General features: G+C 35.0%; 12 protein-coding genes. 3 read left to right on the forward strand and 9 right to left on the reverse strand.

Annotated features, from left to right (window positions below; genetic code table 11):
* Positions 1-345: 345 nt before the first annotated feature.
* Complete coding sequence (locus J2Z82_RS18165; RefSeq protein ID WP_209482215.1) at positions 346-3,456, reverse strand: AAA family ATPase; 3,111 nt, start codon at positions 3,454-3,456, stop codon at positions 346-348.
* Position 3,457: 1 nt separating this feature from the next.
* Positions 3,458-4,609 (reverse strand): exonuclease SbcCD subunit D, encoded by a 1,152-nt coding sequence (locus J2Z82_RS18170; protein WP_209482216.1) that lies wholly within the window; start codon positions 4,607-4,609, stop codon positions 3,458-3,460.
* Between the two features lie 96 nt (positions 4,610-4,705).
* Here J2Z82_RS18170 and J2Z82_RS18175 point away from each other — a divergent pair, with 96 nt between their 5' ends.
* Entirely contained in the window at positions 4,706-5,035 is a 330-nt protein-coding gene (locus J2Z82_RS18175; protein WP_209482217.1) for a YolD-like family protein, read from the forward strand.
* 601 nt (positions 5,036-5,636) lie between these two features.
* On the opposite strand, the gene J2Z82_RS18180 is transcribed toward J2Z82_RS18175, so the two are convergent.
* The 7 genes from J2Z82_RS18180 to J2Z82_RS18210 all read right to left on the reverse strand — a co-directional run bounded on the left by J2Z82_RS18180 (position 5,637) and on the right by J2Z82_RS18210 (position 9,338).
* Positions 5,637-5,858 (reverse strand): YozE family protein, encoded by a 222-nt coding sequence (locus J2Z82_RS18180; RefSeq protein WP_209482218.1) that lies wholly within the window; start codon positions 5,856-5,858, stop codon positions 5,637-5,639.
* A 3-nt stretch (positions 5,859-5,861) separates the two neighbouring features.
* On the reverse strand, positions 5,862-6,623 hold the full coding sequence (gene tatC, locus J2Z82_RS18185; RefSeq protein ID WP_209482219.1) for a twin-arginine translocase subunit TatC: 762 nt from the start codon (positions 6,621-6,623) through the stop codon (positions 5,862-5,864).
* A 72-nt stretch (positions 6,624-6,695) separates the two neighbouring features.
* Complete coding sequence (gene tatA / locus J2Z82_RS18190; protein WP_209482220.1) at positions 6,696-6,884, reverse strand: twin-arginine translocase TatA/TatE family subunit; 189 nt, start codon at positions 6,882-6,884, stop codon at positions 6,696-6,698.
* A gap of 19 nt (positions 6,885-6,903) precedes the next feature.
* Positions 6,904-7,110: a twin-arginine translocase TatA/TatE family subunit gene (locus J2Z82_RS18195; protein ID WP_209482221.1), complete on the reverse strand. Its 207-nt coding sequence runs from the start codon at positions 7,108-7,110 to the stop codon at positions 6,904-6,906.
* Between the two features lie 159 nt (positions 7,111-7,269).
* Positions 7,270-7,854 carry a molybdenum cofactor guanylyltransferase gene (gene mobA, locus J2Z82_RS18200; protein ID WP_209482222.1) on the reverse strand — a complete coding sequence of 195 codons (585 nt, stop codon included), beginning with the start codon at positions 7,852-7,854 and terminating at the stop codon, positions 7,270-7,272.
* Between the two features lie 12 nt (positions 7,855-7,866).
* Positions 7,867-8,358 carry a dihydrofolate reductase gene (locus J2Z82_RS18205; protein ID WP_209482223.1) on the reverse strand — a complete coding sequence of 164 codons (492 nt, stop codon included), beginning with the start codon at positions 8,356-8,358 and terminating at the stop codon, positions 7,867-7,869.
* 23 nt (positions 8,359-8,381) lie between these two features.
* Entirely contained in the window at positions 8,382-9,338 is a 957-nt protein-coding gene (locus J2Z82_RS18210) for a thymidylate synthase (protein WP_209482224.1), read from the reverse strand.
* A 249-nt stretch (positions 9,339-9,587) separates the two neighbouring features.
* Here J2Z82_RS18210 and J2Z82_RS18215 point away from each other — a divergent pair, with 249 nt between their 5' ends.
* Both J2Z82_RS18215 and J2Z82_RS18220 read left to right on the forward strand, forming a co-directional pair.
* Complete coding sequence (locus J2Z82_RS18215; protein WP_209482225.1) at positions 9,588-10,613, forward strand: C40 family peptidase; 1,026 nt, start codon at positions 9,588-9,590, stop codon at positions 10,611-10,613.
* A 79-nt stretch (positions 10,614-10,692) separates the two neighbouring features.
* Complete coding sequence (locus tag J2Z82_RS18220; protein WP_209482226.1) at positions 10,693-11,055, forward strand: DUF2512 family protein; 363 nt, start codon at positions 10,693-10,695, stop codon at positions 11,053-11,055.
* Positions 11,056-11,448 lie beyond the last annotated feature (393 nt).

An 11,448-nucleotide genomic window follows, 5' to 3' on the forward strand; every position in this document is an offset into this window, starting at 1 on the left:
GTAGGCAATCATCATTAATTATATTAAAAAGCCCTTACAAATTTTATGTAAGGGCTTTGAATCTGGTTATTCTGCTACTTCTGCTGCAATAATAAATCCAATTGTTCCTGTTAGAATAATACCAAATACAATTGCCGTAAACATATTATCCCCTTCTTTCTTATCCTTATATTATAAGTATAAGCGATAAGAGGATGATAAAGGTACTATACTTATGACGATTTCATGAAATATCAGTCATCTAACATTATTATTTCCCGGGTAACCGCATGTTACTACATAATATTACATATATACTGCGATTTTTGACGAATAAATACGAATTCCGTCATTGCCTTTTCTGTTCTATCCAAAAGAAAATTCTAGCTCAGAACCCTGATTTGATGAAGTTATTTGAAGTTTTGCATGGATTTCACTTTTCAAGTGAGGTACGTGCGAGATAATCCCTAGTAAACGATTGCTATCCTGTAAGTCTTTTAGACAGTCAATTGCCTGCTGTAATGAAACATCATCTAACGTACCAAACCCTTCATCTATAAATAGTGTATCCAGTTGCACTCCTCCTGCATGAGCCTGGACAACATCAGCAAGTCCAAGCGCTAAACATAGTGCGGCTTTGAAGCCTTCACCTCCAGATAATGTTTTGACGGAACGTTGTCTTCCCGTATGATGATCTAGTACTTCCAAGTCTAAACCACTTTGTGCTCCACGCTTAGCAACTTGTCCACTGCGTATAAGCTGGTAGCGGTGTTCTGTCATTCTATCCAATCGTACATTTGATTGTAGTAAAATTTCATCTAAAAAGGATGCCAGTACATACCGTTCAAAAGAAAGCCTTAATTGATTATTACCATATGCTAATTCAGCTAGTTCTCCAATTTCGTAATATTCTTCGGATAGCTTTTTCTGAATGTTACTTTTCTCTTTTATAGTTGTTTTTATTTGATGGTTGTATTTGATTCTAGTATCTAGTGTGTTTAGGCTATCATAAATAGATTGCAGTTCAGTTTGTTTTTTATCTGCTATTTCTTCTAACATGTTCAGGTTAGGCCGAGTAGTTTCTTTTAATTGGTTTTCTAATTCTTTTAATCGATAGGTAATCTGCTCCGTTTTATTTTCATATGTTTTAATGTTTTGCTCAATTTCTTCCTGGTAACCAGGTGATAATTTACTTTTTTCATAGTCTTCAATTGTTTTAAATCCGTTTTCTTCAATTGATTCTGCAAAAAGATTATATTGGATGTCATAATTATTCTTCGTATTTCTCTCAAACTCTTTTTGCTGTTCAAGGATTGTCTTTTCCTTCTGTAACGATTCCTGTGTTTGCTGATACTTTTCTTTAGTTGTTTCCCATTTCGTTAACCATGCCTGATAAGTTTCTTCATAGTGTGAAATCTTTTTTTGAAAGCTCTTAAAATCTTCTATTTCCGGTGGCAAATGTTTCGCTATTTCATCTAAACGTGCTTCAATTTTTGCTAAAGACGAACTGGTTTTCTGGAAATTTTCAGTTAATTGATCAAACGTTTGTTTAAATTCTTTATTTTCCTGTTTTAATGCCATTTGTTCCGTCTTAAACATCTGTTTTTCTTCCAAATTCTTCTGTAATTGATTTTGTTCAAGGGTTAATGTTTTAACTTTTTCATTCCATATATTTAATTTGTTATTAATTTCACCTAGCTCTATACTTTGTAATTCTTCAGTTAGTTCTTCATATAGTTTATTGACAGTTGCTCTTTGACTCTGACCTTTAGATTTAGAATCCGTGTATGTTGTTTGGAATGCAGCAAACTCTTTTTCTTTTTGCTGCAGTTTTTCCTGAAGTTGATCTAGTTCATCGATAAGTACTATTTCCTCATGTGCTTCAGCCTTATGAGGGTGATCAAGTGACCCACACACTGGACAAGGTGAATTATCATGTAATTGTTTGGCCATTAATGCTGCATAATGTTCTCTTTGCTTAGCTTCCAATTCATTATAGTTTGTCCGTAATCGTTCTATTTCTTTCTGCATGTCATAATATTTGGAATGAACTGATTTAAAATCTGCTCGTAATTCCTGTAAACGTTTGTTTTCTTTGGCTAATTCGGAGATTTTACGCACCATTTGATGTGCTTTTTCTACTTCAGTACTTTTCGAATAATAAGCTCTTGTTATTTCTTGATCATCACTTAATTTGTTTTCAATTTCTTCTATTTTATTATCACGTATAGTTATTTTTTCCTTTAGTTTATCGAGTTCTGTTTTCAAGTTTTCATGGGTTTTTCTTATTTTCCTTGCATTATTTTCCTCTTCTTGATAAATCCCTATTTGCTTCAGCTGTTCACTGGCTTTTGCGATTGTTTCTTTAAGTTGTTCACGATCACTTTCCTTTTCTGCTTCTTCATTATATTTAGCGGAAATCGTTTCATACTCTTCTTCCAGTTTTATTACCTTTTCTTGTTGCTTATTCAATTGGGTCTGCTGTTCCTGCCATTCTTTTCTACGTGCATAACTTTGTTCTTCGAAAGGCTGGATTTTTTGGGCATTTTTTGCTTGCTTTAATTCCTTTTTCTTTTGTTCTATTATGTCTGCTTGTTGGTTCAGGTCTTTTTTTTCCTTATTAAGAAACTCCGCTTCGAGGTACTTCTCTTCAAGTGATTTCCCTTTATGCAGGTTATTTTGGGCACCTTTCAGTTCTTGGGTCTTCGAAATTTTCAATTTTTCACTTTCAACCTGCTGCTCTTTAAGAGATTCTATTTCCTGTACTAATTTTTGCATTACATGGTCAATATTGTCAGTTTCATCAAGTTCAATTGCAGTCCATTCAATTTTCGCTACTTCTTGTTGAATTAATTGGTCCAGGTTATTAATTTTATCTTTTAAGCCTTTTGATTGTTCCTTTAACTCTTCGGTAATCTGTTCATAAAAATATGTATGAAAGATTTTCTGTAAAATGACTTCACGTTCTTTACTATTTTCTGATATCAATTTTCGAAATTCACCTTGTGGTATTAGAATCATTTTCCGGAACTGTTCGTAATCAAAGCCCAGCTTTTCTTCCAGTGACTCACTTACTTCTTTAACCCGAGAGCTGATTAGCTGCTTTTCATCATTTACAATTTCGTATAGAACTGCTTTTGCAGGTTCGTCAGTGTATCCTTCACCACGTTCCTTTTTCTTGGACTGTTTTGGATTACGAATAACCTCATATTCTTTTTGATTTAGAATAAACCGAAACTTTACTTCTGTCGGTTCATCAATACTTGCGAAGTGACTTCTAAGTGTATCCTGATCACGGTCAGAACCACTGGCACGCCCATAAAGCGCAAAACAAATTGCATCAAATATTGTTGTTTTACCTGCTCCGGTTGGGCCAGTAATTAAAAATACTGATTCTCCGCCCAATTCATTAAAGTCAATCACTTGTTTCTTCCAATATGGTCCAAATGCAGTAAGACTTAGTGATATCGCACGCAAGTTATTCCCTTCTTTCTTTTTCCAATAATGATGTTACAATCTTTTCTACTTTCTGTTTACTTTCTTCAGATATTGATTCTCCCTTAATCTCTTCGTAAAAAGAGGCAAACAACTCTGTATGTGATTGTGTTTGTTTTTTTCGGATTTGCTCCAAATCAAGAAGACCATTTTTCGATGTCCGCATAACCCGTTCAAGTCGCAGTATATTAGGATATACTTTTCGTAATTTATTCATCGGATCAACAATTTGACCATCGTCCAATAAACGAATATGTAAATAATCATCATTTTTTTCGATTGGGTCATTAATAAGTTGCTCAAAATATCCTTCTACAACATTCATGTCGTGTTTTGGGATAAGTGGAATAAGTGATAGGTGAACTTCGCCATTTTTATCAAGGTCAACCATTGTTATTGACTTTTTATGTTTAGCTTCAGAAAATGAATACTTTAAAATGGATCCACTATACCTGATCGTTTCGTTCATTACACGTTGTGCCTGATGTAAATGTCCTAAAGCTACATATGAAAAATTTTGAAATAACGTTGTGTCGATATAAGGGCTTCCACCAACCATTGACAATCGTTCTTCCGATTCCGACTCCATTCCCCCGGCTAAAAATGCGTGTCCAATAAAGACGTGTCTTTCATTCATATCATTTTCGTGTTCGATCCTGTTTACAATTGCTTCCATTGCTGATTGGTGTGAATAGATGTCCTCATCGTCAAAAATGGCCCGAACTTCTGCTGGTTCTAAATACGGGATTAAATGAAAATTTACTGGACCCGATATATCATGGATAACAACAGGTTCTAGTGCACTGGTTAATTTGGATTCAATATATAGTTGCTGTGAACGGAATAACTGATTTCCGAATTCAAGACGATCTGGACTGTCATGATTTCCGGCTATTGCAAGGATTGGTATTTTAAAATCCTGAATAATTTTGGTTAGGGTTCTATTTAATAGTTCAACAGCTTCTTTCGGTGGTACTGCACGATCATATAGATCACCGGCAATTATTATGATATCCGGTTTTTCTGTATCGATAATATCCACTAATTGCTGGAGTACGTAACCCTGTTCCTCTGTCATGTGAACACTATTTACAATCTTTCCTAGATGCCAGTCCGCTGTATGTAGTATTTTCATTTTCCTTCCCCCTCGTATCATAAGTTTATCACTAATCAGATACTTTTAGTTGAATAAGAACATACGTTTGCATATAATAAGTATGAGGTGATTACAATGTCAAACGATCGCGGTACGATTAAGTGGGCTTCACTGATGCTTCCAGAACACGTTAAACTGCTTCAGGATATGTGGCAGGATGATTACCGAATGACAAAACCTGTACTGGATTCACAAGAAATAGAGGTGCTTAACGCTCAAATACTGGAAGCTTTTGAATACGGGTCAACGGTTTCAGTATCCATATATTCAGATGGAACAGTCTTCGACCATATTGGAGTAATCATTAAATTAGACAGCCAAACAAATAATATAATACTACAATTAACTGATTCTACTCAGGTAACGATAGCATTTAATGATATATTATCCATTACGATTAGATAAGAGGTGGCCGAGACAAAAGTGTTTTATCAACGTAAAATCCGAACTATGATTCAAAATTCTCGAAATAGAATTCGAATTAGTTCGGATTTATTTTGTTGCTGATTAGATATAAATTACGAAGTAGTGAATTTGTAAGTTTCTCTAACCACGCAGCTGGAATATACTCGCTTACCGTGGGCAAGTGCCGAGCCTCCTCAGTTTGTACCTCACCTGCGGGGTCTCGCCTAGCTTGTTCTTCCCATAGGAGTCTCGCATATTCCAGCTGCTAGTTTAAATGGTTTAAAAATTTTTACTCTTTATCCATCACAATGTATAGTTTGTTATTTTATCATATAATGAGCAAACCTTAGCGCAGGAAATACACGTAGACTCCTGGGGGAGGATAGGCCTAGATGAGACATCTGAGTGCGTCAGCACGAAGAGGGCTCAACAGCCGCCCTAGGTGCGCGAAGTGTATTTCCGTAGCGGTGTTACTGCACACAACCACTAGTTCGTAGTATATATCAACTACGTATTAGATCCAACTATTGAAAATAAACCTTCTAAACATCTTATCCGTTATTATTCGACTTTAAATTGGAAGTTTTAGCTATATCCCAGCCTAATCAATATTTTTTGTTGTATATATATCCCATAGTTGATCGAACACAGCTAGAGCATTGGCAAAGGGGCTGTTCCATTCCAAATAATTGCTGATCTCATCATAATCTGTTGAATGCTTTGGAAAATCATGATCGTAAAAAATCCAATCAGCAAGCTTACTCTCATCGTCAGCTTTTTTCTTCCCCCGATATGTCATCATATAATGATAGAAAGATCGCATAGTTTACACCTCATTATTCTCCATAAACTCCTGATGCTTTTTAATTTTTTTTCGATAAACAATTCCAGATAAATAAATACTGATTTCATATAATACGATTAAAGGTATCGCCACTACGATTTGTAAAACAAAGTCTGGCGGGGTAATGATTGCTCCTACTATTACAAGGATAAGATAAGCGTATTTTCTGGTTTTACGCATAAAATCAGGCGTAAGAATCCCTAAACTTGTAAGGAACATTGATAAAATTGGGATTTCAAATAAAAGCGCAAAAGGTATGACTATGCGAAATAATAGTTTGAAATATCTATCGTACGTAAATATTTCATTAAACATACCATTATTGAGGGATAATAAAAAAGGTACAATTAAATTAACGAAAATAACATAGCCAAAAGTTAAACCGCCTATAAACAATAGGAAGATAGCTGGTATGTATAATAATGATGCCCTTTGTTCAGTTTTAGTTAAACCTGGTTTAATAAACAGCCAAATTTGTAAACAGAGCAAGGGCAATGTACCAATGATAGCCACCAAACCTGCGAGTGTAATATAAACCGATACAATATCGGTCATCCCTGTAATGTTTAAGGTGAAATCCAGGCTTTTTGTAAAGAAATCATACATTTTCTCAACATACATAAATCCGATAACAAATAAAATAATGAAAAAAACTGCGGTAACAATAAGCCTGTTTCTTAATTCTGATAAATGTCCTACCAGGTTCATTTCTTTTTCATTTTCAAATTGCTGTTCTTCAGACATTATTTCACTCCTCCAGCACTCAAGCGCAAAAGAAGATGTAAGGTACTTTCCCCTACACCTTCAACAAGTCAATTATTTTTTTGATGATTTATCATTTTTACTGGAATCATCATCTGAGACAATATCTTTTGTTGCATTTTTGAATTCCTTTAAAGAACTGCCAACAGCTTTTCCGATTTCAGGTAATTTTGATGGCCCGAAAACGATTAAAGCAATCACAAGAATTAAAATTAATCCAGGAATGCCGATATTTCCAATCATTCATAATCACTCCGCAAGATTATTTACTTTCTTCACCCTTAACGATACTTTTTGTTTCTTTTACCTCATCTGAAATATCACTTGTTAAATCACGTGTTGAATTTTTAAATTCTCGCAGCGTATTACCTGCTGCTTTACCAATTTCGGGTAATTTTTTAGGCCCAAAGATGACCAAAGAAATGATCAGAATCAGAATGAGTCCTGGAAATCCTATACTAGATAACATCGTAACACCTTCTTTGTATGATTGATTATATTATAATGTATTTGAACAATAACGTATATCCAAAAACGAAAAATACACATAATAGTCATAGTTTATGTAAACATATACAGTTTAACATGAATTTCTCGTGTTTAACAACTTAAGACAAATTGGCATTCGTTAATGAGAGCCTCGTTTTGCCTCTTTATATTGATCTGGATAGTTCATATTAAAAAAATGCCTTGTCAAAATGTGTTCTGAAATATGGCCGAAATCTCGGACATATTTGACATTTATATGGTCAAATAATTCCCTAACTTTCAGCTGGTTATTCGCTAATAGCTGCTGTATATTAGGTAAGACATTACAAGTATAAATTCCTGACAAAGGATGCATTTTTTCTTTATAAATTGGAATAACGGCATCATATTCTCCTAATGACTGCAATAAATAATTAAAAACATCCTTATGTACAAATGGCATATCACAAGCTGCAAATATATAAACATCTGCACCAATGTTATACATTGCTGATTCTAGACCAGCAAGTGGACCTGAATTCAGATACCTGTCCCCATACAAATCAAGATTAAGAAAATCAAAAGATGACGGATTGTTAGAGATGACGGAAACAGTGTGACTTACTAATTGAAGTTCATTTGTAATATGTTCAATGACTGGTTTACCTTCCAATGTTAAGAGAGATTTATTTGTTCCCATTCGGGACGATTTTCCACCTGAAAGTACAACTCCAGAAATATTCATAAACAACACTACCTATCGTTTACGATCATATTGCAGAAAATAATAATCATAAGGGTTTTTCTCGTTTTTCTCCCCTTTTACTTTAGATGTTAAATTCCAATCTTCCTGTGAGAATTCTGGGAAATATGTATCCCCTTTGAACGTCTCTTCAATCCAGGTAATATACATCCGGTCTGCATATGGCATTATCTGGTCAAAGATTATGCCTCCCCCAATAACGAAAAATTCTTGCTCTGGGTTCTCTTTATTCCATTCCCGTATCATGTCTACATTATCGATTACATCAACTTCATCTGGAAAATCAATTTGTTGCCGTGTAATCACCACATTTTTTCGATTTGGTAATGGTCTGCCCATTGATTCATATGTTTTTCGCCCCATAATAATTGTGTTTCCAGTGGACTTTTCCTTAAAAAACTTCAAATCATTTGGCAATCGCCATGGTAAATCGTTTTCTGCGCCAATCGTTTGATTGCTATCCATAGCTACGAGTAATGATATCATATACTATTTGCCCCCTTTAAATTCTAGACTGCGATAGGTGCTTTAATTGCAGGATGTGGATTATAATCAGTTAATTCAAAATCGGATAATTCAAAATCGAAAATCAAATTTTTCTCCTGATTAATCTTAAGTTTTGGTAATGGTCTTAAATCACGACCAAGCTGCGTTTTTATTTGTTCTACATGGTTTGCATAAATATGTGCATCACCTAGTGTATGGACAAACTCACCTACTTCAAGGTCACATTCATGGGCAATTAAGTAGGTTAATAACGCATAACTTGCAATGTTGAATGGTACACCCAAAAATATATCTGCGCTACGCTGATAAAGCTGACATGAAAGCTTACCATCAGCTACGTAAAATTGAAATAGTGTGTGACATGGCGGCAAGGCCATATTCGGAACATCTTCAGGATTCCAGGCCGATACAATGTGTCTTCTTGAGTCCGGTTTGTTGCGGATAGATTCAATAACTTCCTTTAATTGATCAATGGTTTCGTTTTGGGATGTTTTCCAATCACGCCATTGTTTCCCATACACAGAACCTAAATCACCAAATTTATTTGCAAAGTCATCATTATAAAGTACCTTTTCTTTAAAGTTCTTCATTTGTTCCTGATAAATAATATTGAATTGAGGATCCTGCTGACTGCGGTTTCCGAAGTCAGTCATATCAGGTCCGTCGTAATCATTGCTCTCTATCCACTTTTTAAATGCCCATTCATTCCAAATGTTATTGTTATTTTGCAGTAAATAACGAATATTTGTATCCCCTTTAATAAACCATAACAATTCACTGGAAATTAAACGAAATGGAACTTTTTTTGTTGTTAGAAGCGGGAATCCTTCACTTAAATCAAAACGTATTTGATGTCCGAAAATTGAATATGTACCAGTATTTGTTCGATCTTCCTTTTTAGTTCCGTTTTCCAGAACATGTTTGCACAAATCCAAATATGCTTGTTCACCTTTCAACATTTTTAACCCTCCATATATCAATCATAATATAGTTATGATTTTACAACATTATAATTTAATTTATTGTAACACAAACGTAAACTTGCTGGGGCATAATCAACGCTAAATCGACATAAATCTGTTAAGGAGAGTCACACTAGAAAACTTGCTTATCGCCGACCTCTATTATTGATAAGCTCTAGTTGCACCTTATGCAGTAAGAAGGTATTTATACTTACTTACTTAACTGCCAAGAAAGGGGATATTTGTATGCTAAATGGTACTGTAGAACATGTGGTTAAACAATCTATTCTGTATAGTTACGTGTTAAGTCAACCGTTTTCTGTTTATGTTGATGCATATCCTGTCCTTCAAAATAAGCAGCTGTTAGAAGCAGAACAGTTAGAGTATGGACAGCACGGTGAATCTGTTCGTGTTCTACAACACAAATTAAACAAATTATCCTACTACGACGACGAGATTCATGGAGATTTCACGGTTTTAACTGAACATGCTTTAAAGAAGTTTCAGGCTGACAATAATATAAAAATCAGCGGCCAAGCAGATATGATAACATTAACTACACTAATCAATAAAGAAAAGAAAAAGTACATGGAACAAATAGATGAAATGTCTGAGTCTATTTATCCAGGGATGAAAAGTGAAGATGTAAAAATAGCACAACATGCATTACAATACTTCGGTTATTACGAAGGAGAGCTGGACGGAATATATGGTCCTCTCACTAAAAAAGCATTAGAAATTGCTGAAAAAGAACATGGGTTAAAATTAATAGATGAATCTGATCAAGTAACAGAATCGTCATTGACTGCGCTATATGAGAAAGACGAGAATGAAGAACAGAAGTTAGAACAAAAGGTAAAAAAGGAATCAAAAGAGGAAACACAAGAGTTAAAAAAAGTTGAAGTTACAAGTACTAATTATTCAAATGCAATTGATGCGGCACATGCTCAAATTGGTACACCATATGTTTGGGGTGGTGAATCAACTAGAGGATTCGATTGTAGTGGTTTTATCCAATACATTTTTAAAATGGAAAACATTGTATTGCCTCGTACTGTTAGTGATGTATGGAACTTCACCCAACATATTAATAGCCCTTCTGTTGGAGATTTGGTCTTTTTTGAAACGTATAAGCCTGGACCATCACATATGGGAATCTATATTGGTGATGGAAAATTTATTCACGCTGGAGAATCAAGAGGTGTGGAGATAAGTGAATTAAGTACTTCATATTGGGAACAAAGATATTTAGGCGCAAGAAGAGTTAACTAAATGTTATTTTGACAGAACTGAATAAATCCCGCCTTTACTATTAATACTAACCTTAATTACACGTAAAGGTGGGATAATTATGACTGGGTTAGTTGTAAAGTTACTTATATGTCCAATTGGTTTATTTTTGGCTGCATGGGTTTTTCCGAATGTAGAGTTTGGATACTGGTATCAGCCAATTATACTCGGGGTTGTATTAGCTTTTGTAGGATATTTTATGGAGAGAATCTTGTTGCGAGAAGAAACGAATTGGCTAAGTGTATTTATGGATTTTGTTGCTACAACGTTAATAGTTTACTTTGGAGCAATGTTATTTGCAGATACCGAAATAACTTTCTTTGGATCCATTTTAGCTGCTGCTATACTAGCAGTGACGGAAATATTTCAACATAATTGGCTTTTAGACAGTGGCAGAATCAAAAAAGAAACAGTTAGTGAATAACATTAGAAAACGTGACATACAATAAGTGAATTCTTATAAATGCGTATTTAGGTTTTCTGTTTCCTAAGCAGGAACAAAAGCGCAAGCGCCTGTTCAGCGCCGTAGGACTGCGCCCGCGCATCGCGGGTGGGTCGACGTTGCCGCGCAAAGCGGCGGTCTTAGTCGATCTTCCTTTTCCTTGAGATAAAGGATACACGAAGAGCGTAAGCGATTCGATGTTGACTTATCGTAGACACGGAGAGAGAAGTCCACTAGGTGCTAGGCGCTGGAGCTGGACGTGGCTGATTCAGAAGTCCATTTATCCACAGCACTTAAATTTTATAATTTCCTCACTGGCGTTGCATAAACAGGTAATAGCTAAGTCAAACATTTGAATTTTGTATCTATCATTAC

The sequence above is a fragment of the Virgibacillus litoralis genome, from assembly GCF_017873675.1.
GTDB lineage: Bacteria > Bacillota > Bacilli > Bacillales > Amphibacillaceae > Lentibacillus > Lentibacillus litoralis.

Excerpts from the sequence above, each read along its gene's own strand:
- J2Z82_RS18170 (WP_209482216.1), bottom strand. The coding sequence starts at position 4,609 with ATGAAAATACTACATACAGCGGACTGGCATCTAGGAAAGATTGTAAAT.
- J2Z82_RS18175 (WP_209482217.1), top strand. The coding sequence starts at position 4,706 with ATGTCAAACGATCGCGGTACGATTAAGTGGGCTTCACTGATGCTTCCA.
- J2Z82_RS18180 (WP_209482218.1), bottom strand. The coding sequence starts at position 5,858 with ATGCGATCTTTCTATCATTATATGATGACATATCGGGGGAAGAAAAAA.
- tatC (WP_209482219.1), bottom strand. The coding sequence starts at position 6,623 with ATGTCTGAAGAACAGCAATTTGAAAATGAAAAAGAAATGAACCTGGTA.
- tatA (WP_209482220.1), bottom strand. The coding sequence starts at position 6,884 with ATGATTGGAAATATCGGCATTCCTGGATTAATTTTAATTCTTGTGATT.
- J2Z82_RS18195 (WP_209482221.1), bottom strand. The coding sequence starts at position 7,110 with ATGTTATCTAGTATAGGATTTCCAGGACTCATTCTGATTCTGATCATT.
- mobA (WP_209482222.1), bottom strand. The coding sequence starts at position 7,854 with ATGAATATTTCTGGAGTTGTACTTTCAGGTGGAAAATCGTCCCGAATG.
- J2Z82_RS18205 (WP_209482223.1), bottom strand. The coding sequence starts at position 8,358 with ATGATATCATTACTCGTAGCTATGGATAGCAATCAAACGATTGGCGCA.
- J2Z82_RS18210 (WP_209482224.1), bottom strand. The coding sequence starts at position 9,338 with ATGTTGAAAGGTGAACAAGCATATTTGGATTTGTGCAAACATGTTCTG.
- J2Z82_RS18215 (WP_209482225.1), top strand. The coding sequence starts at position 9,588 with ATGCTAAATGGTACTGTAGAACATGTGGTTAAACAATCTATTCTGTAT.
- J2Z82_RS18220 (WP_209482226.1), top strand. The coding sequence starts at position 10,693 with ATGACTGGGTTAGTTGTAAAGTTACTTATATGTCCAATTGGTTTATTT.